This window comes from Parabacteroides faecis, assembly GCF_014647375.1.
GTDB classification, from domain to species: Bacteria; Bacteroidota; Bacteroidia; order Bacteroidales; family Tannerellaceae; genus Parabacteroides; species Parabacteroides faecis.
Genome location: NZ_BMPB01000014.1, coordinates 46,196 through 71,180 on the forward strand (window position 1 = coordinate 46,196; position 24,985 = coordinate 71,180).

Annotated in this window: 13 protein-coding genes; 12 read left to right on the top strand and 1 reads right to left on the bottom strand. The window is 40.2% G+C overall.

Annotated features, from left to right (window positions below; genetic code table 11):
- Positions 1 to 85 precede the first annotated feature (85 nt).
- The 11 genes from dinB to IEY67_RS19505 all read left to right on the top strand — a co-directional run bounded on the left by dinB (position 86) and on the right by IEY67_RS19505 (position 19,883).
- Positions 86 to 1,240, top strand: a complete 1,155-nt coding sequence (gene dinB / locus IEY67_RS19455; protein WP_262893036.1) for a DNA polymerase IV — start codon at positions 86 to 88, stop codon at positions 1,238 to 1,240.
- 38 nt (positions 1,241 to 1,278) lie between these two features.
- Positions 1,279 to 1,872 carry an RNA polymerase sigma factor gene (locus tag IEY67_RS19460; RefSeq protein ID WP_122356097.1) on the top strand — a complete coding sequence of 198 codons (594 nt, stop codon included), beginning with the start codon at positions 1,279 to 1,281 and terminating at the stop codon, positions 1,870 to 1,872.
- Positions 1,873 to 1,946: 74 nt separating this feature from the next.
- A complete protein-coding gene (locus IEY67_RS19465; RefSeq protein WP_183671912.1) occupies positions 1,947 to 2,936 on the top strand; it encodes a FecR family protein in 990 nt (329 codons plus the stop codon).
- Positions 2,937 to 3,219: 283 nt separating this feature from the next.
- Positions 3,220 to 6,474: a TonB-dependent receptor gene (locus IEY67_RS19470; RefSeq protein ID WP_183671913.1), complete on the top strand. Its 3,255-nt coding sequence runs from the start codon at positions 3,220 to 3,222 to the stop codon at positions 6,472 to 6,474.
- Positions 6,475 to 6,489: 15 nt separating this feature from the next.
- Positions 6,490 to 8,121 carry a RagB/SusD family nutrient uptake outer membrane protein gene (locus tag IEY67_RS19475; protein WP_183671914.1) on the top strand — a complete coding sequence of 544 codons (1,632 nt, stop codon included), beginning with the start codon at positions 6,490 to 6,492 and terminating at the stop codon, positions 8,119 to 8,121.
- Positions 8,122 to 8,210: 89 nt separating this feature from the next.
- The gene (locus IEY67_RS19480; RefSeq protein WP_183671915.1) at positions 8,211 to 10,523 is read left to right on the top strand and encodes a glycoside hydrolase family 3 N-terminal domain-containing protein; all 2,313 of its coding nucleotides are present in this window, start codon (positions 8,211 to 8,213) and stop codon (positions 10,521 to 10,523) included.
- A 220-nt stretch (positions 10,524 to 10,743) separates the two neighbouring features.
- Positions 10,744 to 11,337, top strand: coding sequence for an RNA polymerase sigma-70 factor (locus IEY67_RS19485; RefSeq protein WP_122356087.1), 594 nt, complete (start codon positions 10,744 to 10,746; stop codon positions 11,335 to 11,337).
- A 70-nt stretch (positions 11,338 to 11,407) separates the two neighbouring features.
- Positions 11,408 to 12,427 carry a FecR family protein gene (locus tag IEY67_RS19490; RefSeq protein WP_183671916.1) on the top strand — a complete coding sequence of 340 codons (1,020 nt, stop codon included), beginning with the start codon at positions 11,408 to 11,410 and terminating at the stop codon, positions 12,425 to 12,427.
- Positions 12,428 to 12,778: 351 nt separating this feature from the next.
- Complete coding sequence (locus IEY67_RS19495; protein WP_183671917.1) at positions 12,779 to 15,883, top strand: TonB-dependent receptor; 3,105 nt, start codon at positions 12,779 to 12,781, stop codon at positions 15,881 to 15,883.
- 29 nt (positions 15,884 to 15,912) lie between these two features.
- Positions 15,913 to 17,442: a RagB/SusD family nutrient uptake outer membrane protein gene (locus tag IEY67_RS19500; protein ID WP_183671918.1), complete on the top strand. Its 1,530-nt coding sequence runs from the start codon at positions 15,913 to 15,915 to the stop codon at positions 17,440 to 17,442.
- 71 nt (positions 17,443 to 17,513) lie between these two features.
- Complete coding sequence (locus tag IEY67_RS19505) at positions 17,514 to 19,883, top strand: glycoside hydrolase family 31 protein (protein ID WP_183671919.1); 2,370 nt, start codon at positions 17,514 to 17,516, stop codon at positions 19,881 to 19,883.
- A gap of 116 nt (positions 19,884 to 19,999) precedes the next feature.
- On the opposite strand, the gene IEY67_RS19510 is transcribed toward IEY67_RS19505, so the two are convergent.
- Positions 20,000 to 24,313: a cellulase family glycosylhydrolase gene (locus IEY67_RS19510; RefSeq protein ID WP_183671920.1), complete on the bottom strand. Its 4,314-nt coding sequence runs from the start codon at positions 24,311 to 24,313 to the stop codon at positions 20,000 to 20,002.
- Between the two features lie 251 nt (positions 24,314 to 24,564).
- On the opposite strand from IEY67_RS19510, the gene IEY67_RS19515 reads away from it, so the two are divergent.
- Positions 24,565 to 24,738, top strand: coding sequence for a sigma-70 family RNA polymerase sigma factor (locus tag IEY67_RS19515; RefSeq protein ID WP_183671921.1), 174 nt, complete (start codon positions 24,565 to 24,567; stop codon positions 24,736 to 24,738).
- Positions 24,739 to 24,985 lie beyond the last annotated feature (247 nt).

Sequence of the window (24,985 nt, forward strand, 5' to 3'; positions counted from 1 at the left end):
TTTCAAGATTGGTTGATTCATAAAAAATGGTCTGAAGGATTTAGACTACTATTTAGTGTTGCAAAAGATATGTAGAGATAAATCTATACGGTATCTCCTCCCTTTTACGTATCTTTGTTTAGGAAAAGGAGGTTATACGGAACGTAAAATCATACATATAGATATGGATGCATTCTATGCATCGGTTGAACAACGGGACAATCCGGAACTGCGTGGAAAAGCGTTGGCTGTCGGCTATTCGGAAGAACGAGGTGTGGTCGCCGCTGCCAGTTACGAAGCGCGTAAATACGGTGTCCGTTCCGCCATGTCTTCACAAAAAGCCAAACGGTTATGTCCGAACCTTATCTTTGTTCCGGGCAGAATGAGTGTGTACAAAGAAGTGTCGCATCAAATCCATGAGATCTTCCATGAATATACGGATATCATCGAACCCCTCTCGCTGGATGAAGCATTTCTCGATGTCACTGAAAACAAAAAGCAAATACCTTTGGCCGTCGATATAGCCAAAGAGATCAAACAACGGATACGACAGGAATTGAACCTGGTTGCTTCAGCAGGCGTATCTTACAATAAATTCCTGGCAAAAATAGCATCCGACTACCGGAAGCCGGACGGCCTTTGTACGATCCATCCGGCACAGGCCCTCGACTTTATCGCCCGGCTACCGATCGAATCATTCTGGGGAGTCGGTCCGGTCACTGCCAAAAAGATGCATACGCTAGGTATTCATAACGGAGAAAAACTTCGGGAATGTTCACAGGAAATGCTTACCCGTCAGTTTGGGAAAGCAGGTATCCTGTATTATGAATGTTCCCGTGGAATAGACCTGCGCCCGGTAGAAGCCATACGTATCCGTAAATCCGTAGGATGCGAACATACGCTGGAAAAAGATATTTCCCGCCAGTCGTCCGTCATTATCGAACTTTACCATGTAGCGACCGAACTGATCGGCCGCCTGCAACGAACAGGTTTCAAAGGGAACACACTGACATTAAAGATTAAATTCCACGATTTCACCTTAAAAACAAAAAGTATTACCCAATCTCGCGAACTGACTACTTTAAACGAGATCCTCCCTCTTGCCAAGCAACTGCTGAAAGAAGTCGATTACGAAACAAACCCGATCCGGCTACTCGGCCTTTCGGTTTCAAACCCGCAGGAAGAACGGGAAGAAACCGTTAAAAAAGAACAGTGGGAACAATTAAGTTTAGAGTTTAGTGATTGGAAAGTTTCGTATTAAAGTTATATTTGCATAAAATCTAAAAGAGATACTATTATATGCACAAGCGGTTCCTCTCCATATCCGGGCAAACCGATGACGAGTTACTTATTCTTTTGCAAAAAGGAAATGAGAGGGCCTTTACTACGATCTATGAACGGTATCATAAATTGCTTTATGTCGTTGCTTTCAAATATTTAAAGGATAACGATACCGCCAAAGATGCCGTCCAGCAAATATTCCTGAAACTCTGGGAGTCGCGTACACTCCTCAACATTCAGATCAACCTAAGAAATTACCTGTACACCATGTTGAAAAACTATCTGTTGAACGAGATCAGGAATAACTATAGTGCGTTAGAAAAAAATTATGAACTGGCACAAGAGACAATCGAGTATGAAAACGAAATACTGGAGAGACTGGAAGAAAAAGAAATGAACGAACAGTTATACCGGGCTATCGGCGACCTGCCGGAACAGAAGAGAGCCGTCTGTCTGTACAAACTGAAAAAAGGATTATCCAATCAGGAGATTGCTGAAAAAATGCAGATATCGATACCGACAGTCAAAACCCATTATTCTCAGGCCATCAAACTGCTCAGGGAACATTTCGAGAAGTTGTTAATCCTATTACTCTCCTCCTTTTTCTCCTGAAAAAGAAAAAAGAATAATAGAGACTCATACCAACAGTCCAGTTATGTGTCAATTAAGAAAACAGGAATAAGAAAATGAAAACACCAGATAAACATATCATCGACAGAACACTCGACAATACCGCCACTCCGGAAGAAGCACGCCAGGTTATCCGCTGGTTCTCCACTCCCGAAGGCTCCCGATATTTGTCGTCACTAATGGATGAAGATATGGAAAAGATACAGCCCGGCAACGAAGAACTGTATGCAGAACGGTCCATTCCTACAGACGAAATGTACCGGTTCATCATGAAGAAAATCCACCTGCAACAAAGAAAACGGATCATTTTCCGTGCAGCCGCCATTCTCATTCCATTACTGTTGTTCCTCGGGCAATTCTGGTACATAGATAAACGTATCGATCTTTTCACCGATTCTGGTTACGAAGAAATATATGTACCTAAAGGTGAACGCATGCAACTGATCTTCCAGGATGGTTCGCGAGCCACCCTCAATGCCGAAACACGTATTAAATATCCCCGGAAATTCGGCTTTTCCGAACGTAAAGTGGAGTTGGAAGGGGAAGCATTCTTCGAGGTCTCCCCGAACAAGGACCGCCCGTTCATTGTCGATATGAAAGATGTCAATGTTAAAGTACTGGGTACCACATTCGATGTAAAGGCATACGCGACTGATCCGGATATCTTTGTTACTCTGGAAACAGGGAAAGTGGTACTGGCTAACAATTCCAGTTCATTAGCTCATATGAAACCGGGAGAGAAAGCAACGTACAACCGGAAAAGCGGCGTTTGTAAAATATCCCGCCCGGAAAACATAGAGCACACTTCTGCCTGGAAGAATAATCAGATTATATTCAATAATACTCCCTTATCTGAAGTAATAGCAACCTTGTCACGCTGGTATAATGTGGAATTCACAATTGCCGACTCATCGGTGCTCTATTACAACTATACATTAACCTCGACAGACCAGGATATCAAACAAATCCTTAAAGATCTCGAGAAAATAACTCCGGTACAATTCATTGAAGAAGAAGGTATTATAAGAATAGAACGAAAAAAATAAAACTTTTTACATTTTTCACTCATACTTTTTCTGCCACCGTGTGTCTACTATATAAAGAGAGATCATCAACTTGTTTAACCTTTAAAAATAGAGAGCATACATGAACGACACAACATAACAAACTTAAAAAATAACCGGAAATGTCCCCACATTCCCGGTTATCCGCGTACCGAAATTCAAATTAATTTCTAATACATAAATTCATTTCAAAAGTATGAAAAAAAATTGTTCGTGCCTCATCCCCAGGCACCTTTTAATATTAATTGAGAAAATCCCGAATGCAATGAAACTGACATTCTTATTTCTGGTCATCTCCTTGTTAACTTTTACAGCAGAAGCTTCTGCTCAGCGGGTTTCTATGTCACTCAACAACGTCAAGGTTGAGAAAGTGTTATCTGTCATCACCAAACAGACAGGCTTGAGCATAGCATACAGTAAGCAGATCGTCAATCTGGACAGAAAGGTAAGTATTCAGGTTGAAGATGCAGATGTAGCCCAGGTCTTGGAAAAGTTGATAGCCGATACTAATCTGAGTTACGAGATCAAGAACAATAAGATCTATTTATTTGAGAAACAATCTACTATCGTGATACCGGTTATTACACAGCAAAAGAAACAGATATCCGGAACAGTCATCGATCAAAATGGCGAACCGATAATTGGTGCTAATGTAGTAGAGAAGGGAACTACTAACGGAACGGTTACAGATCTAGACGGCCACTTTTCTCTACAAACTTCATCCAATGCAATCCTATCAGTTACTTATATCGGATACACCGAGAAAAATATCGCAGTTAAAGGAGAAAATAAGCTGAAAATCACTTTAAAGGAAGATATAGAAACACTCGACGAAATAGTCGTTGTAGGTTATGGTTCAGTAAAAAAAGGGAATCTGACAACTGCCGTCAGCTCCGTGAAAGCCGAAATGTTGGAAAACAGACCTCTTCAGACAGTAACTGATGCATTGCAAGGAACAGTTGCCGGCTTGAATATAGTCCAGTCCAGTAAACCTGGAACAGCTTCTACTATTCAATTGCGTGGAGCCACTTCATTAAACGATGCAGGTTCTCCTCTGTTATTGGTCGATGGTGTTCCCGGAGAATTCAACTATCTGAACGTCGACGATATTGAAAGTGTAACCGTGTTAAAAGATGCAGCTTCTGCCGCTATATATGGTTCACGTGCTGCACATGGGGTTATACTCATAACGACCAAACGCGGAAAAAGTGCCAAACCAACATTCAAATACAATGGATATATCGGTGTAAACACGCCTACCAATATGCCTAAAAGCGTTAGTTCGGCCGAATATGCACGCATAAGAAACGAATCGCAACGAAATCTGGGTAAAGCAGATATTTTTACCGAAGAAGATATCCGGAAATTCTCAAGCGGCGAAGATCTGAACCGTTATCCAAATACAGACTGGCTCGACCTAATGTTTAAAAACAGCATTACTACACGCCATTCCATCGCAGCAACCGGAGGAAATGAAAGTGTAAAATACTACTTAAGCGGAGGCTTCGACCATCAGACCGGAGTTATACCGGAGGTAAACCAAAATGTATTCAATGTTCGTTCTAATGTGGATGTCGCAATCAATAAACGTTTCAATCTCTCTTTCGATATGCGTTACATCCTACGTGAAAAAGGCGAAACCATGGGGACCTCCGACGGGACAGGTCTCGATGGAATCATAATCGATACCTATAAGATGAACCCGACCTATCTTGCCTATTATACCGATGGAAGCTATGCCTATAATTCCAATGGTATCGTAAATCCGTTAGCCTATTTATATGAATCCGGTAACTGGCAGAATGATACACACGATGCATCCGGTATTTTCAAAATAAGCTATGAGTTCCTGGATGGTTTAAAATTAACGGGACTGGCCAATGTCAATTATATCTTTAACAACGATTCAAAAATGAAACGACAGTTCCATATCACTGACTATAACTCTAAAGACGATGTCCTCCTGGAACAAAATTCACTCGATGAAAGCCGCAACTATAAAGCCTATTATAACCTTCAGGCATTATTAACCTATCAAAAACAAATAGGCAAACATTCTTTGGATATTTTAGCCGGTTATCAGCAAGAGAGTGAAAAATCAAACTGGATCAGTGCTTATAGAGATGGTTTTCCTACCGATCTGGTACATGTTTTAACCGGAGGCTCCATGGATAACTGGAGTAATGACGGCAATGCAGACCATTGGGCTATAGCTTCTTTTCTCGGACGTATCAATTATGATTATGCAGGAAAATATCTGTTGACATTCAATATTCGTTCAGATGCCTCATCCAGATTCGCAAAAGGACACAGATGGGCTACATTCCCGTCAGTCGCAGCTGCCTGGCGTATAACCGGTGAAGAATTTATGAATAACATTTCTTTCATGGATGATTGGAAAATACGTGCGACATGGGGTAAAACTGGCTCCTCATCCGGATTAGGCCTCTATCCCAGTTATACGACAATCGGTATCGGTAATACAGTTTTAAATAACACATGGATCCAAACAGGTTATTTACAGAATTTGGGAAATACGGAATTAGGATGGGAAACTACGACCATGCTGGATTTCGGTACAGATATCCAATTATTGAAAAACAGATTAGGACTTACCTTCGATTATTATATAAAAAATACCAGTAATATTCTAATCGGATTGCCTGTTCCTATGGAATATGGTTTCGACAAACCGAATGTAAATATAGGTAAAGTTCAGAATCGCGGTTGGGAACTGGAGTTACATTGGAATGACAAGATCGGAAATGTAAATTACGGCATTCAGGCTAATTTGTCTAATAACAAAAATGAAGTAAAAGATTTAGCGGGAACCGGCCCCTGGAAAGAGGGTTACACAGACGTAGGATTACCGATGAATTCCATTTATGGTTATGAAGCATTAGGTTTTTTCCAGTCGGAAGAGGAAATTGCTGAATCTCCGTTTCAAAATATAAAAAATAAACCCGGAGATATAAAATACAAAGATCAAAACGGAGATAAGAAGATCGATGGCGACGACAGAGTCATTTTAGGAGACCGCGCACCACATTATTTATTTGGTTTACGGTTAAATGCAGAATGGAAAGGTTTTGACATCAGTGTCTTTTTCCAGGGCATTGGTAAAAAAGACTATATCATGGGAGGCCCAGGTGTACAACCATTAAGCGACTCAGGGAAAGGGCCGGTCTTTGAGCATCAACTGGATTATTGGACAGAAAATAATCGCAATGCCGCATATCCGCGAATACTGGACAATGTCCAAGGATCTTTCAATTATGCCACTTCTGATTTCTGGAAGATCAATGCTGGATATCTACGCATGAAAAACTTACAATTCGGATATAATTTTTCAAATAATCTGATAAAGAGCACAGGTTTTTCTAATTTACGTGTATTCTTCTCGGCATCCAACCTATTCACAATAGACAATTTCGTTCCCGGATATGATCCGGAGTCCGGAAGTGCTTACAGTTATCCGTTATCCAGGACATATTCTTTTGGTTTGAACGTTCAATTTTAATGAAAGGAAAATACGATGAAAAAGATAAATTTATTTATATGTTTATTCGTAGCCATGCTATTCAACAGCTGCGACAGTTTTCTAACAACACCACCACTCGACCAGATACCAGAGTCTGAATGGTGGAAAAATGCAGAACAATCACGCCTGATGGTGAACGAATGTTATGTAAAAATTTACAATAGTGGAATGGACCAGATCGTAGCATTCCGTGATGGGTTTACAGATAATGCTATGTGGCGGGACAACTTTGCGATGGCTGATGGTTCATGGACCGCATATACAGGAAAAGTAAAAGAGGAGTGGCGATATAAAGAGATAGCCAATTTAAATTATGTTCTCGAAGGACTGGAAAAATCCAAAGAGTATCTGACAGAAGATGAATATGCACATCTAACGGCAGAGGTCCGTTTCATCCGGGCTTTTATCTATTACGACATGCTTTTCTACTTCGGAGATATTCCTCTGATAAAGAAAGTGCTGACCATTGAAGAATCAAGAGAGACCAGCAGACAGCCACGGGAAGAAGTTCTGAATTTCATCTTATCGGAACTAAACGAAGTGCTGGTCGATATTAAAAAAGAGCCTTCCGAAGAGAGTGGACGAGTCAATGAGGATGTTGTCAATGCATATCTGGCACGTATTTACTTACACGAAAAACAATATGACAAAGTTTTAGAGCATACTGCCGCTGTAATGAACACCGGTAAATACGAACTCTATCGTGCCTATGAAAATGACCCAGTCAAAAACAGTTACGAGGAATTATTCCGTCCGGCTGCCGATGGGAACAACAATGAAGTTATTTTTGAGAAACAATATTCTTACCCATTGAAAACAACGACACTGAATCGTGATCTATCTCCACAATCGAGTGTCTACAGAGGATGGTTGCGTTTATTACCTGTACAAAGCCTGGTAGACGAATACGAATGTGCCGGAGGACATCCTTATCAACAATGTGAAAAGTTAGACTGCGAATATTGTAAATTACGCAATAATATCTCTGATAATGGCGGATACGGAGAATATGAATACCGTGACCCCCGTTTGAAATCGACCATTATCACACCAGGATGGGAATGGAAAGTAAATGGAGTTATAAAATCCGTTTATGGTATAGAGGATCCCAACAGTCGTGACTATTTGGCCAAAGAGCCTCATAGTACGGGATTCCTAGTAACCAAATGGGTTGATCTCGAAGGAGAAGAAGTTGATGCAACACGTAGTCATAAGAATATGACTATTATCCGTTATGCAGATATTCTGCTTATGCGGGCAGAAGCTTTGATTGAGAAAAACGAAAATACGGATGAAGCAGTCCGACTGATCAATGAAATTCGTAGCAGAGCAGGCATGCCTGGTATCGAAATAGCTTCACAAAGTGTACTAAGAGAAAAACTCCGTCATGAACGACGCGTCGAATTTGCTTTCGAAGGATTACGTTATTATGACATCATCCGTTGGAGGATCTGTGATAAAGTGAGAAATGGAAATGTGTATGGATTTGCCAAAATGACTGATTCCGGTAAAAGGGAGAATATCTTCCTTGAAAAAAGAGTCTGGAAAGATCATATGTATTTATGGCCTATTCCCCAGGATGCAATAGATTTAAACAATAATCTGGAACAAAATCCCCAATGGTAAATAGTTGCAATAAATGAATTAACGAGGCTGTTCATAAGAAATAAAACTTATAAAAGAACAGCCTCTGTTTTTTAATTACAAGAATAAATATGGGAAGAATAAAATATATTTTAGCCTGCGCTGTCACATCTCTGTTTGTCAATAGCTGTACATCGAATAACGAAATAGACACCTCTGTTTATATGGATCCGTCACGCTCAACCGACGAACGTGTCGAGGCATTATTAAAACAAATGACACTAGCTGAAAAAATAGGTCAGATGGATATGGTTTCCGAATGGGACATGGAGGCTGTCATCAAAAATAAATACTATGATTTCGGCGCATGGATCGCCGGGAAGGAACCGGAGGTAGTCAATAAGCTCCAAGCTCTATCCGAAAAAACAAGATTAAAAATACCTTACCTGGTAGGTATGGATGCAGCTCATGGATATGGAACATTATCGGGGAGAACTATATTTCCGACATCGATCAGTATGGCTGCTACATTCAACCGCGACCTGGTTAGAAAAGCAGCCCAAGCAGCTGCCGGAGAAATTCGTTCGGCAGGCACGCACTGGACTTTTGCCCCTTGCGTTGATATTGTTTACGATGCTCGCTGGGGCAGAACTGGAGAAACGTACGGAGAAGATCCTTACCTTTCCGGAGAACTGGTAAAGCAAGCCATATGGGGATTACAAAAAAATGAAGATCCTCAAAAGCGAGTGGCTGCATCAATGAAGCATCTGGTAGCCGGAGGAGCCTCTGTCGGAGGTATCAACCATGCTCCTGCAGATATTTCAGAACGATCGTTACGTTCTTACTTTTTACCACCGTTCAAAGCTGGAATTGAAGCCGGCTGTATGACGATTATGCCTGGACATAATGACATAGGAGGCATACCTTCACATGCATCCAAATGGTTATTGACAGATGTCGTGAAAAATGAATTTGGATTCGACGGATTTTATATCAGTGACATGATGGATATGGATAATTTGAAGACGCTACATAAAGTAGCTGAAAATCAAAAAGATGCTTTATCTCAATCTATCAATGCAGGAATGGATATGCATATGTATTCACCTGATACGATGCAGTTTGTGGTACCATTGACACAACTGATCAAAGAAGGGAAAGTACCCACAGAAAGAGTTGATGATGCAGTAAGAAGAATTTTAAAAGTCAAATTTGAACTTGGATTATTCGAAAACAGATATGTCGATCCGGATAAAGATATTTATGCCACAACAGAAAACCGGTCTTTATCTTTAGAAGCAGCACGTGAATGCATTATCTTATTAAAAAACGAAAAGAATCTACTACCTATAGACAAACAAAAATACAAAAGGATCCTAGTCACCGGTCCTAATGCAGACAACCAATCTATTTTAGGAGACTGGACCTTTTTCCAACCTGACAGCAATATAACTACCATATTGAAAGGTATTCGTGATATTGCACCGGAAGTCGACGTCGTTTACAGTAACAGCGGTAGGATCAAAGCCAAAGTTTCCAGGGAAAAAACAAATACTACAGATCCGGCATTACAAAAACAACTGCTAATAGAAGGTGGAGGTATATCCGATTATTCTATATCCGATGCTGTAACAAAAGCGAGATATTGCGACCTCATCGTGGTTGTGATCGGCGGTTATGGTATTCGATCAGACTGGGGATTACGCACTTACGGAGAATCAGCCGATCGCCCGTCAATCGATTTTTACGGCCGACAACTAGAGTTGGTCCGTGCTCTCCAAAAAACCCAAAAACCAGTGATCGCCGTAATTGTTAACGGAAAACCGTTGAACAATGAATGGGTCACTGAAAATATCCCGGCTATCGTCGATATATGGGAACCTGGCATGTATGGCGGAAAGGCATTCGCCGAAATTTTATTCGGAGAAGTCAATCCCTCTGGCAAATTACCCATCACAATACCTAAAAATGTTGGACAAATCCCTATGTACTATTACCAGTCGCCTTCACGTTACTGGACAGGCTACGGATTAGGCAGTTCTCGCTCGGATGATTATCCGGCATTCTGTTTCGGACATGGATTAAGTTATACGACCTTCGAATACAACAATTTGAAACTCGATACTATTTTTTCAAAGAACGAGGATATTCAACTATCCTTCAACGTAAAAAATACAGGAAAGCTAGCAGGTAAAGAAATACCTCTTCTATTTATACACGATTGTGTTTCAAGCGTAGTAACACCTGTAGCCTTACTAAAAGAATTCACCAAAATAGAATTAAAAGCCGGAGAAGAAAAAACAATTAGTTTTACTATCCCTTATTCTAACCTCGGCTTATGGAATAAAGAGATGAAATATGTCGTAGAACCCGGGAAATTCACATTAAAAATAGGACGGTCATTTAACGATATACGACTTCAGCAAGATATATACATCCAATAACTTTCTTATGTTCTTATAATTCTCAATAATACTATAATTCTATTAATACCTTTCTCTTTTAGACATATGTCCAAAGGAGAAAGGTATTGATTATCGTGCCCTGAAGCAAGTTGATAAATTATCAAAATAAACTTATGCCCAAAAGGGGAACTGTTTTTCAAAGTTATCGTGTATATTTGCGACAACGCATCTTTCAGAAACAGGGAGAACGAAGATCTATATGGAAAAAGAGAAAGAACTACATTTGATTCATTCCCTGAAATCAGGAGATAATCAAGCATATAAATACATATATGACCACCATTATGTATTGTTATGCAAGATTGCCTATGAGTTCCTGAAAGATGATTTTCTGGCTGAAAGTATTGTCGATGATATTATTTTTCATCTTTGGGAGAAAAGAGATACCATCGAGATTACCACTTCCCTGCGCAGCTATCTGGTCCAGGCTGTCCGCAATCGCTGTATAAACTATCTGAATTTGGAAAGAGAAAAAAGAGAAGTCCGTTTCTCTGTTATCGATCAACAGGGTGAGTGGATAAACTCCGTCTTTCCATCCGACGATTACCCGCTGGCACGATTGCTGGAAAACGAACTCGAACAAGAGATCAGGAATGCTATCGACAGACTTCCTGAAGAATGTAAAGTCGTATTCAAGAAAAGCAGGTTCGAAGAAAAACGGTATGAACAAATAGCCGAAGAACTGGGCATCTCTGTTAATACGGTAAAATACCATATCAAAAACGCAATATCCCGCTTAAATGCAGATTTAAGTAAGTATTTGCTTCTCCTCATATGCTGTTTTTGGAATTAAATTAAAAAATTTGTCCGAACACACTACCCTCTCTCCTTTTCTAACTGTCATATATACAAGAAGACGATAAATGAGACCTACAAACATACATACCAGGATAGAAGAACTGATCACAAATTACCTTTCAGGAAGTTTGGGAACAGAAGAATTAGCCGAGCTTGAGAATTGGCTCAAAGCCTCTCCGGAAAATCAAAAATATTTCCGACAGATGCAGGAAGTCTGGTTCTCGGCGATCGGAGCCGGCGAAGAGATACAATACGATAAAGAAAAGGCTTTTCGACGATTCCTTGCTAAAACCCAGGTGGCATCGGAGAAAAAAGTTGCCAAAAGGTATTCTCTTCATAGATATATGTATGGAGCAGCGGCAATTGCTCTTTTATGTATCATTTCCTTTGCCTCTTATTGGAGTGGCTCCGAACAAGTAAAGAAACAATTTGCCGAAATGGTAGTAGAAGCTCCTTTAGGCTCAAAAACTAAATTATACCTCCCGGACGGAACATTGGTGTGGCTGAATGCAGGTTCGAAAATCTCTTATTCACAAGGTTTCGGAGTTGCAGAAAGAAAGCTGCAACTAACAGGTGAAGGTTATTTTGAAGTCACTAAAAATGAACAATTACCTTTTGAAATCAGAACAAAAGAATTAGAACTGCGGGTGATGGGTACTAAATTCAATTTCAGAAACTACCCTGAAGATGAAGAAGTTTCAGTCAGTTTGCTGGAAGGAAAAGTCCGCCTGATAAATTACCTGAAAAACAATGACCTGTGTTATCTGGAACCCGATCAGAAGGCGATACTGAATAAAAAAGACGGCCAATTAAAGATCTCTCCGGCAGAAGCCCGGTATACCGCAGAATGGACAAACGGTTATCTTTTCTTCGATGAAGAATTATTGCCAGATATCATCAAGGAACTGGAAAGAAGCTATAACGTAAAGATCTATATAAAAGACGAGTCTTTAAAAACATTCCGTTTTTACGGAAACTTTATACGAAAAGAACAAACGATTCAGGAAATATTGGATATGTTGGCTTCGACCGGCAAACTCGAATATAAAATAAACGGAAAAGAAGTACAGCTGTACGCAAAATAAAAGCTTTTATCAATAACTGTATTATTAACTTTAAAATTGAATTTACATGAAAAGAAAAGACCCTGATTAATGGAGGAACAGAGTCTGAAATAAAAAAGAACCGGAAGATCTGCACAATCTCCCGATTCAAATTTCCGGACTTCATCTCTGCGAATTTCCGAAAGTATTGACAAATATAGTAAAACTTTACTTCCGGTATTAAGATTTCTTGTTTAAAACAATTAATTCTAATTACTTATGAAAATCAAAAAGAAGGCCATATATATGGTCCTGGCAGTGTTTTGCCTTAATTTAACAGCGTTTGCACAAAACATCAACCTCAAATTAAATAACGTGACAGTGAAAAAAGCCATGGAAACATTGAAGGAAGAAAATGGGTATTCCTTTGTTTTTGCTTCCGGCGATGTAGATACGAAAAAGGTCATTCAGGTAGATGTACATGATGGGACAATAGATCAGGTAGTAAAACAAATACTGCATGACCAAAAAGTTTCATACGAGATCAAGAATAAGAACATCATCGTTCAGAAAGACGTACTTTCAAATCAACCGAAAGCCGATAAAAAGAAAATCACAGGAACCGTCACCGATCCCGACGGTTTACCTATCATCGGTGCCAACATCGTAGAAAAAGGGACGACCAACGGCATCATTACCGATATGGATGGTCGTTTTCAACTGGAAACAGCCGGTAACGCAATTCTACAGGTCTCTTATATAGGATATGTAGCTCAAAACATACCTGTAGGAAAACAGTCCGATCTGACAGTTATACTCAAAGAAGATTATCAAAATATAGAAGAGGTAGTCGTCGTCGGTTACGGTTCTGTTAAAAAATCAGACTTAACCGGTTCTATCTCGTCTATTTCTGCAAAAGACTTCAATAAAGGAATCTCACGCAGTCCGGATCAGTTGCTGGCTGGAAAAGTTCCTGGATTAATGGTAAACCGCAGCAGCGGCGACCCGAACAGTAGTGTGACAATGCAATTACGCGGTCCCTCGTCCTTAACGGCATCCACAACTCCTTTTTATGTAATCGATGGAATACCCGGAGCGTCTATTAACTTAATATCTCCGGATGATATCGAGTCGATGAACGTTTTGAAAGATGCTTCCGCTACTGCCATTTACGGCTCCCGCGCGGCGAATGGAGTAATCATGGTTACCACGAGGAAAGGACGTACAGGAAAACCTCTGGTAACCTACAGCGGATATGCAGCATTGGAAAGTGTATCCGGCCGGGTGAACGTACTGAATGCCGATGAGCACCGTACATTCTTAGCAGAACATGGCATGTCGCTTGCCGCCAGCGATGAAGGGAATGGCGCCGGTACCGATTGGCAAAAAGAATTATTACGGAATGTCGGTTTCTCACACAATCATAATCTGAGCCTGGTCGGAGGTAGCGAGAATACCAAATACAACGCATCCGTCAACTATCTGTCTAACCAGGGTATTGTGAAACATAGTGATTACGACCGTCTGGTTGCCCGTATCGGTGTAGATCAGGAAGCGTTGAACAACCGCCTTCATATAGGCCTGTCCGTATCCGGCAGTTTCGTCGGATCAGACCATGTGGACTATAGTATATTCAATTACGCAGCCCGCTGGTTACCCGAATCACCGGTCATGTCCGACGATCCTGCCAACCAACAATACGGAGGATACTTTCAGGTACCGGGACGTATGACCTATTATAACCCCGTCGCCATCCTGGAACAACGGAGCGACCATCGTTCCCGTAACATCCTGCAAGGAATAGGTAAGATCGGATTAGATATCATCGATGGTTTAAGGTTCGACATGTTGGCATCCATACAGAATGAAACATACGATCAGGCCTATTATCAAAAAACAACGGATATCTCCGTACTGGGTAAAGGAAATGCCATCCGTGAATTCCTGAAAAACACAGATAAGCTGATAGAGACAACCCTCAATTATTCCAAAACATTTGCCCAAAAACATGACATGAAATTAATGGCAGGTTATTCATACCAGAAAATCATCAACAACGATGGTATACGGGGAACCAATAACTACTTTACTTCGGATGCTACCGGAGCTGATAACCTATCGGTAGGTAACGGAGATAAAGCCATTCATTTCCAGAACTACCCGAATAAAACTCAATCGGTACTGGTGTCATTCTTCGGTAGAGTAAATTATGGATTTGATAACCGGTATTTATTAACGGCAACTTTACGTCGCGACGGTTCTTCCAAGTTCGGAGCCAATAACAAGTGGGCAATGTTCCCCTCTGTTTCCGTAGCATGGAAGATCACGGGAGAAAAGTTTATGGAAAACCAATCCTTCTTCCAGGATTTAAAACTGAGAATCGGCTATGGTAAATCGGGTAATCAGAATATCGATCCTTACACATCACTTACACTTTACGGCCCGCAATCCAGCCAGTTCATCTACAATGACGAATGGATCAATAGTTATGGGGTAACCCAGAATCCGAATCCGGACCTGAAATGGGAAAGTACCTCCATGACAAACGTGGGGATCGATTATTCTATTTTCGGCGGCAGAGTTTCCGGTAGTCTGGAAGTATATAATAAAGAGACCAAGGACATGTTGTATAAATATAACGTTCCGTCTCCTCCTTACCAATACAACCAGTTGCTTGCCAACGGCGCAAGCATGACCAATAAAGGTATTGAATTCATGGCAAATGTAGTTGCCGTAGATACCCGGGATTTCAGTTGGATCAGTAACTTCAATATTTCTTCAAACAAAAATAAGATCGGATCGCTGGATAGCAATATCGAAAACTTATCCATCGCCGAACGATATGAAGGAACCATGACACTGGAAGGATGGACAGCCCAAACAGTCTCCCTGGTCAAACCGGGATTGCCTATCGGTACATTCTATACATTTAAATATGTCGGTTATGACGAAGAACAGCAGAAAACTTTGTACGAAAATGCCGCAGGCGAAATCGTGACAGTCGATAAACTGAAATCGCCGGATGATTATAAAGAAGTAGGAAAAGCTCTGCCTAAAGTTATTTTCGGTTGGAACAATACTTTTCGTTATAAACGTTGGGACCTGAATTTCTTCTTGCGGGGAATGGCCGGCAATAAAATCTTTAACGCCAGTCGTGCCGACCTTTCCAGACTGAACCAGGCAGCGACTTGTAACATCTCGCACGAAGCCGTAAAAGACGGTATCATGGAAGCTCCGCAACCCTCCAGTCGCTGGTTGGAAAACGGTTCTTTCCTGAAACTGGACAACCTGACACTAGGCTATCAGTTCAATATGGAGAACATAAAAGAGATCGGTCAGCTACGTCTTTACGTAACGGGGCAGAACCTGTTTACCATTACCAAGTACACAGGTGTAGATCCGGAAGTGAGTCTGAGTGGTTTGGCTCCGGGTATCGATAATCGTAACTACTATCCGAAGACACGTTCTTTCCTGTTAGGTGTAAATATTAGTTTTTAAAATTGTCTAATCACATGAAATCATTCGTTATGAAACTAAATTGCATATACATTGCCGGAGCACTGGCATTTACATTGAATTTTACAGGATGTACCAATCTGGACGAAAAGGTCTATTCATCTTATACAGATGAGAATTTCCCTTCTTCACCCGAACAGTATGCATCTATGACCGGCCCTATTTATGTGGCTGCACAGAAACTTTTCGATAACAATCTATACGAATTGCAGGAGATGGGGACAGATGAGATCATCGTTCCCACCCGAGGTGGCGACTGGTATGACGGAGGACGTTATGTCGATATGCACTATCACATCTGGACTCCTTCACATATCCTGATAAAAAATGCCTGGGACTCTGGTTTTAGCGGGATAGGAACCTGCAACCAGGTATTGAGCCAGTTTGAAGCGTTACCTGACAATGACGGGAAAATACAGACGATCTCAGAGATCAAAGTCATGAGAGCCTGGTTCTACTTTTATATGATGGATACTTTCGGTGGAGTCCCCATTGTGACAAAGTTCGATCAAAGCGTTGCCGCACCGTCTGCCAATACGCGTCAGGAAGTATTCGATTTTATCGCTAAAGACCTGGAAGAAAATGCCGAATACCTGAGTAGTGAAGCGAACAACCAGACTTACGGCCGTCCCACACAAGGTATGGCCTACACCCTGGCAGCCAAACTATACCTGAATGCAGAGACATATACCGGTAAGCCGCAATGGGAGAAAGCTGAATATTATTGTGACAAAGTCATTGCTTTAAATCAATATCAGCTCGGAGACTATTTCGATATGTTTAAACCGGATAATGGTGCAAAAGATAAAGAGCCCATCTTCTCCGTTCCTTTTGATGCGAACAAAGCCAAAGGAAACCGTTGGTTCCTTCGCACATTGCATTTCAGTCATCAGAAAACATTTTCTTTGTCCCAGGCTCCTTACAACGGTTGGTGCGTAGCTCCGGATTTCTTTGACTTCTATAGGGATGACGATATCCGGAAAAAGATATTCCTGTATGGTCAGCAATATGACGCTTCGGGAAATCCGATGATCTATAACGGAGTAAACGTTGTATTGGATCCTTATGGGTTCAATGCATTCGATGTTGGAGGAGCTGACGACAAAGGTCGTCTGGTCGGAGCACGTTGTATCAAATACTATCCGGATAAAGATGCCATCGGCGGTTGGGCAAACAATGACTTTGTTGTTTTCAGATACGCCGATGTATTGATGATGAAAGCGGAGGCTTTACTCCGTCAGGGAAAAGAGCTTTCTACCGCGGTTGAACTAATGAACCAGATCAGAAGCCGGGCCTTCCCGAACAATCCGGAAATGTTGTTCACTACAGCAACATTAAACCTGGAATCCCTGTATGAAGAACGTGGGCGTGAATTGATCTGGGAAATGCACCGCCGTGTCGATATGATCCGTTTTGGAAAATTTGAAGACCCTATGCTCTTTAAGCCATCCACAAAAGGAGAAGAATACAGACGGATATTCCCTATCCCAACTTCCGTATTGGCATCCAATCCGAATCTGGACCAGAATACCGGATACTAAATACTGCTAGTAAATAAGATCGTATGGGAGGATAGTTTTTTCTTATTCTCCCATACATAAACAAGATAATCATGAATAAAGCTCTATTCTTAGCAATCTGTTTCTTGCATATTACTATTTCTCACAGCGAGAATATCGACAAGGGATTCAGTGTAACGGATGATTCATTGCAGATATCCGTTTCATCTCTTCGGGACAAAATTATCCATGTACAAGTTGTACCTTTAGGTTCGCAACCAGGTAAATCGTTGATCATACCAGAAACATCAGATCCCGTTCCTGACTGTCAGATACAAAAGGGAGATAATTATATTTCACTGAGAACGGCGTCCGTTACAGCCACTTATTCCTATACGGATAAAAATATACGCTTTACTGATTCGAAAAGTGGGAAACAGCTGCTTCAGGAACAGGCACGCTCTTTCGAACAAAAAAAAGTGGCAGGCGAAACAGTATGGCAGATAAAACAGATATTCAAATTACATCCGGACGAAGCATTATACGGACTGGGACAGTATCAGGAAGGTATTATGAATTACCGGGGACAAAAGGCTAAACTCGTACAGGCCAATATGGAAATTGTCAATCCATTCCTGTTATCCACACAACCATATGGTATTTTATGGGATAATTACTCCAAGACGTTGTTCGAAGATAATGAAAAAGGAGCCTCCTTCTGGTCGGAAGTAGCCGATGCCATCGATTACTATTTCGTTTACGGCACCGATATGAAGGATGTTGTAGCCGGTTATCACCGACTGACAGGAAAAGTGCCCATGTTCCCCAAATCCGCATTCGGATATTGGCAATCCAAAGAACGCTACAAATCATTTGATGAACTTATTGATGTCGTAAAAGAATATCGCAAACGGCATATTCCACTCGATAACATCGTACAGGACTGGGAATACTGGGGAGACCGCGATCATTGGAACAGCCTTCGATTCGATACTGTCAATTTCAATCATCCCACAGATGTTATCCGTCAATTGCACGATCGATACAATGTGAGCCTGATGCTTTCCGTATGGCCTGGATTCGGAAAGAAAACAGACGTATACAAAGATATGGAGAAGATCGGAGCACTGTTCGACGAACCGACCTGGGCAGATTATAAAGTCATGGATATATACAATCCGCAAGCTCAAAAGATTTTCTGGGAACATCTTTATAAAGGACTATACCGCACAGGAGTGGACGCCTGGTGGATGGACGCCACAGAACCATCCTTCAGGGAAGGTTTTACCCAGGATAAACAAGAGGAAAAAACAAAGTCGGCCGGGCAAACTTATATAGGTTCATTCGACCGTTACCTCAATGTTTATTCCTTATTCTTATCCAAAGCCATGTACGAAAACATACGCAAGCAGGACAATAAACGAGTAACAATTTTAACCCGTTCCGCATTTGCCGGTCAACAGCAATATGGAACTGCCGTATGGTCGGGAGATATTACTGCCTCATGGGATGTATTCAGAAAACAACTACCTGCCGGATTAAACCTCTGTATGAGTGGAATACCCTACTGGACAACAGATATCGGAGGTTTTTTTGTAACGACAAGGGGCAGCCAATATACCAAAGGTCTTGCCGATCCTTCTTATAAGGAACTTTATTTAAGATGGTTCCAGCAGGGAGTATTCTCCCCTATTTTCCGTGCTCACGGCAGTAATGTCCCGCGGGAAGTATGGCAATTCGGCGAACCGGGCGATCCTTTTTATGACGGGTTATTAAAGATGATCGACCTGCGGTACAGTTTGCTCTCCTATATATACTCATCAGCCTGGCAGGTAACATCAAATTCCCGATTAATGATGCGCGGGTTGGTCATGGATTTTCCGGATGACCGGAATGTACATAACAGAGCTGATGCTTATATGTTCGGTCCCTCATTACTGGTCAAACCGATAACAAAGCCGATGTATTATACAACAGAGGGAGCTATCGGTACACCTGACACAAAAGAGTCTGTTTATCTACCAGAACACACAGGTAAATATTGGTTCGATTTTAATTCCCGGCAGATCTATACGGGAGGTAAAACTATTTCATATCCAACTCCACTCGATGTTATACCGGTATTTGTAAAAGCCGGTTCTATTATTCCCATAAATAAAGTAGTCCAATATGTCGGAGAACAAAAAGAAGAAGAGTTGGAACTAAGGATTTATGCCGGGGCAGATGCCGATTTTGAACTTTATGAAGACGACAATAAAACTTATGCTTATGAAAATGGCGTTTATTCACTTGTCCGGTTTCATTGGGATGATCAAAACAAGCAACTGAGTATATACGATAAAGAGGGGACATTTGTCAATTATCCGCAAAGAAGTTTCCGGATAAAACTTTATATAGCGGAAGAAAGCAGCTCAAACTATTCTGTACGGGAAAAGCTTATCCGATATGAAAATAAGCATATTACGGTCGATATGATCAAATGAATTAAAATCTCGTTTAAAACGAGATAAAATTCGCTTTAAACAAAGTTACAGTCCGTCTTAAACGAAAAAACTCCTTTTAAACGAACCTCAATATCGTTTAAAAGGAGTTTTTCACTTTATTTCTTCACAAATTTGAATGTCTTCCTGTTACCATTTGCACAGACTACCTGTGTAATATAGACACCCTTGCTTATTGAGCGAATATCAATGGTCACAATATTGGTCATCGGTGATTCTTTTCTAATAAAACGTCCCGAAACATCTAAGATATCTATATTACGAACAAGATCGGTTGCCTCAATGATCAGGTATCCGTTGGAAATTTTATAACTGATAGCATCATCACTGATATTCTCATTTCCTGTCGGTTGATCTTTAGAGAAATAGAGATTATCCAGGTAGAAGGTTCCTTTTGCATCACTTTCAAACCGAATATATTTAACAATATTCAAATCAGGTAAGAAAAATTGGAAGATCTGCCATTTTTCTTTTGCAACCGGTAATGTGGCAAACTCTATTTCATCTATTCCGTCCGACAGATAAATCTTCAAAGTTTCTTCATAAGGACTCCATACGTCCAGGTGTAGATATTCCATAGAAGAAACATCCAATAACCCTACGTTGACCGCCAACAGATTCGTGTTAGTCAGTTTCCATACGGGAACGCCTTTGATCGTAATAATTTCCACTTCCGTTTCTTGTCCATCCACCCTTTCAAAGATAGAATTAATATTCTCATAAGGATTGCTATGTACAGAGACCACATTTTCCTGATGGAGAGTAGGTGCAGAAGCAGGCCAGACTGGTGCAGGTTCCTCTGGATCGGGGTCAGGGTCGGGATCAGGATCAGGATCGGGGTCTGGATCAGGGTCTGGATCAGGTGTTACCGACTCTTGGTATAGGTAGACATGATCCATATATATCCTGCGCTCTTCACCGGCCCCACCTGAAAAGTTGATACTTTTAAGTTTTCCTCCCGTCCGGGATAGAAAGTCGGCTAAGTCTATATCAATGCTATTCCATGCATGTGGTTTCAATGTATAACTTTTTTTAGATGAAGTTATTCCATTTCCAGTAGCAGTAATAGTTATATCAAACCAGCTTCCCGGATATATTTCCAGATGAAGTTTCGTTTTATTTTCCGGAAATATTTCATTGAAAGAAAGTGCTTCCGATGCAAAATTCGAGAATAAGATTATTTTTTGGTTCTTCGTATCCAATGCGGAATCATCATCCGGCAAATCATACAAATTCACTTTATATTGTGAGCTGAAAATACTTGACACATTTTCAACACTTTTGGATGGAACAGGAGCCTTGGGAATTATTTCAGAACCCTTTTTTATAGTTATATCTTTTAAAGTTACCTTCGCTTCCCCTCCATTACCCAACTCAAATGCTATACGAGCGGAATTATCCGTTTCGTGATGCATGGTAAAGGTATAGGAGAACGTTTGCTCATTCAATCTCGGGGTAAAATAAAAACTTCCATATTTAGTATAAGGCTCATCATTAAATCCGATGTAACTCGAATAAATATCGCCGTTATTACTCGTTGTCTTAGCAATAAAGGAAATCTCATAAGTTGCATTTTTTTCTATGGTGAAGCCTGACAACAATGTCATAACCGAATAAGTTACATTGCCTCCATCGGTTATTTCTATTGTTAAAGATCCTTCGCCTTTATTCAATTTAGCATTTCCTCCCTGATTTTGAAGCAATGCCCAGACTTTGCCTTTCGGATCATTGATATCATAAACAACTTCTTTAGAAAGGAACTGTATTTCTGCTGCTTTAGCTGGGATGCCATAAGTCAGCAATGCATCGGGTAAATAAGGATATTCCCCTACCGATTCGTTGTATATACTCGACGTCAGATGCCAGTAAGCAGAACTAAAGCCGTATTTCTCAATTGTCCGAGCTATATGATTTGTCCACAGGAGGCGTGAATCGATATCCGCTTTATAATGAACACCGAACTCTCCGATATGGATAGGAACATCGTTGCTGTCACTAAAAGCTTTTATCTTGTCAAAATCAGCGGTAACAGCATCTCGCTCGCTCTGAGTATCGCTCCACCTTAACCCGACGGGGTACATAGGATTTACCCATTCAGCTCCCTGATGGGTAAAAGGTAATGGATTGTAATAATGGATTGTTACGATCAGATGATCATCATTTTCCGGCAGTACTAAAGCATTCGCACCTTCCAGGCCATAAATCGTACCCCAATTGGTCGTACCGACCATGATGGCGCGATTTTTATTATTATCGTTCCTGAAATCGTATGTTTGCCTTATCGTTTTGATAGCCTCCGGAAAAACATGATTCCATTCACTATCCATCTTATCCCTGGGCTCATTCAATATTTCAAATACCAGTCTTTCATCATAGTTCTGAAAATAGTCAGCCAACTGCTCCCAAAGAGTCATGAAGCGCTTGATCTCACCAGTCTGGGCTTCACCCGACAAGTCCATCAACGGGTCATAATGGTGCATATTGAGAATAACTTTCAGATCGGCAGCCAAAAGTTTATCAACGACTTTCTGTATTTCAGTCAAGAATTCCGCTTTTATATTATAAGGAGCCTTATCCATACTCCTAGGATCTCCCTCCGGATAATCATCCCAACGGACAGGGAGACGTACATGTTTAAAGCCTTTTTCTTTTATCTTTTCAATATATGTATCACTCCACGGATAGTCGGCCTGTTGTTCAAAAGTGGCACCGATGTTAACACCACGACCTAACTGATTGTTAAATACGGCAACAGGAGTTGGGGTAAAAGATGCTTGTTTGTTATAAAAATATATATTGTCGATAAAGAAGGTTTTAGTGCCTTGATGACTATTAATTGACAGATATATGCCATACAAAGGACCTGATAATCCATTCGTTACATCTATCCGTGTCCATTCATTGGCAGTAAGTTTCTGAGCCGGAATTTCATAACTATCATCTCCTATCAAAGTAATAGTTAATTGTGTCTCTACCTCTGAATATACATCTATATGGAAAAATTCCATAGCACTAATGTCGGTTCCCGGAACATTTATTGGAATATGATTCATCTTGGCTAATGCCTTTACTTCACGATCTCCAATAGATGTAGGCAGTGGTACTGTTGTCTGATGTTTATTATCTGTAACAAAAGTAAGCTCACCCTCAATTCTGGAATCAAGGTATGAATCACCAAATAAAGAAACCACATCTTCGGTATTACGCACAGGAGGAAGATAAGCGGTGAAATCGGGCGTACCTTCAACAATTATTTGTTTGCTGTCATAAAAATAGATATGATCTAGGTATACAGTTGAACCTCCGGACGAAGGCTGAATAACACTTACATATTGATTATCCTCTGTTTCTACGTAATATTCAGAAAGATCTACCTCAATAGAATTCCATTTACCGCCAGTAAGATTCTCAAATGTGAATTCCTTTGAAACCTCATCCGAAATACCCTCCACTCTGTCTTTATAAAGAATGAGCTTTACAGCAAATGAGATATTGGTTTCAGGATATACTTCCAAATGCAATCTATCTTTTCCACTAATATTCAATCGATTATTATCCGGATTATATTGTATACCCATCCAACCCAAATTCGAGAATTTGAGAATGTTTTTTTCATTTTCATCCTTTACTACGGATTTTACAGTCTGAGAACCCCATTGTTGATATTCCAAACTAATCCCTGTTCCATATTTTGTGCTGTAAAAGTTTTTGACATTAGAACTTTGACGTATTGGAACAGGTGCAGCTTTGATAGATGTCGGAGAAGGATTCTTTTCTTTATAGAAAAAAATATTATCTAAATAGACTGTTACTTGCCCCTTAGCAGAACTATCCGACTTATCCACAACCGTTAATTCTATAGAATTTATTTGCTCCAATTGATTCGTACCTGTCACATATTCAAATTCACTTAAAGGAATCCTCAGTGTATGCCAACTATCTGGAAGCAATTCACTGCCCACATTATCCATTGAAACAGTATATCCATAGACTGGTTTTGAACTGGGAGCATGCAATTTTATATTAAGCTCATCTATTTTCTCACTTAAATAAATATCGATATTGATACAGTTAATAGATGATGTTTCTATCTTAATATTAGGTCCACTCGTCTCCTCACTATAAAAGGCTATAAACTGGTTATCAAATGTAGAAAACTTAATTATATCTTGATCATTCCCGTTTTTCTCAATGGACTGTACTGTCGTATGATTTGGCTCCCAAGATACAAATTGTAAATCAGTACGCTTTCCATAGTAATTACTATAAATAAATTTTATACCATCATCTATTCTATCAAATCCGGGATCATTTGCAGCCGGAATAGTTTCCGCCCATACATTCTGTATCCCTGTAATCCCCGTTAATAAATACCAGATAATAAATAACTTTGAAAAAAAACTTGTTCTCATACTTGTGCACATACGACTCCTCATACACTGAATATCTTCGCCTGTAGGAAAAGCGAAAGAAACCCAGTAAAAAATTGGTTTTTAACTCATTATACTCAAATACAAATATCGCTATATTTATTAATATAACAGATATACATTAAGTTTATTTGTAATTTAATAAAGAATAGACTTCCTCATTTAGACAAAAGAGATTCCTGAAAAACCATTATCCATATTTTTATTTATCTTTACCCTATCAATCATTCGATATGGAGAATATTTCAGAGATAAAGGAATTTAACAAACTGTTTTCAAACTATCAGGGAATTTTCATCCGTTTTGCTCATACCTATATTCAGGATAAAGAGACGGCAGAAGATATAGTAGTTGACAGTTTAGTATATTATTGGGAAAACCGACATTCTCTGCCTGAAAAAATATAATACCCTCCCCTAATTAAATAAAAACTTTTGGAGGGCAATATTATTTTTCATAATACACGATAACATTTTAAGAACCTGGATAAAACTATTAGCAATGTTGAAATGAAAATAATATGTCCAATCTCTCTCTCCTTATTATCATTTTGTCACTACTCTACCAGGAAAACAAGATTTATATACCAGGTAAATGGAAATACCCTAGCGGGTAATATTTTTTAACATATCAGATTAACATCTAAAGAAGAAC

What these genes read in the sequence shown, in the direction of transcription:
- IEY67_RS19505 (WP_183671919.1), top strand. Translation starts at nt 17,514, where the DNA reads ATGAATAAAGCTCTATTCTTAGCAATCTGTTTCTTGCATATTACTATT.
- IEY67_RS19495 (WP_183671917.1), top strand. Translation starts at nt 12,779, where the DNA reads ATGGAAACATTGAAGGAAGAAAATGGGTATTCCTTTGTTTTTGCTTCC.
- IEY67_RS19515 (WP_183671921.1), top strand. Translation starts at nt 24,565, where the DNA reads ATGGAGAATATTTCAGAGATAAAGGAATTTAACAAACTGTTTTCAAAC.
- IEY67_RS19465 (WP_183671912.1), top strand. Translation starts at nt 1,947, where the DNA reads ATGAAAACACCAGATAAACATATCATCGACAGAACACTCGACAATACC.
- IEY67_RS19470 (WP_183671913.1), top strand. Translation starts at nt 3,220, where the DNA reads ATGAAACTGACATTCTTATTTCTGGTCATCTCCTTGTTAACTTTTACA.
- IEY67_RS19510 (WP_183671920.1), bottom strand. Translation starts at nt 24,313, where the DNA reads ATGAGAACAAGTTTTTTTTCAAAGTTATTTATTATCTGGTATTTATTA.
- IEY67_RS19500 (WP_183671918.1), top strand. Translation starts at nt 15,913, where the DNA reads ATGAAACTAAATTGCATATACATTGCCGGAGCACTGGCATTTACATTG.
- IEY67_RS19475 (WP_183671914.1), top strand. Translation starts at nt 6,490, where the DNA reads ATGAAAAAGATAAATTTATTTATATGTTTATTCGTAGCCATGCTATTC.
- IEY67_RS19480 (WP_183671915.1), top strand. Translation starts at nt 8,211, where the DNA reads ATGGGAAGAATAAAATATATTTTAGCCTGCGCTGTCACATCTCTGTTT.
- IEY67_RS19485 (WP_122356087.1), top strand. Translation starts at nt 10,744, where the DNA reads ATGGAAAAAGAGAAAGAACTACATTTGATTCATTCCCTGAAATCAGGA.
- IEY67_RS19460 (WP_122356097.1), top strand. Translation starts at nt 1,279, where the DNA reads ATGCACAAGCGGTTCCTCTCCATATCCGGGCAAACCGATGACGAGTTA.
- IEY67_RS19490 (WP_183671916.1), top strand. Translation starts at nt 11,408, where the DNA reads ATGAGACCTACAAACATACATACCAGGATAGAAGAACTGATCACAAAT.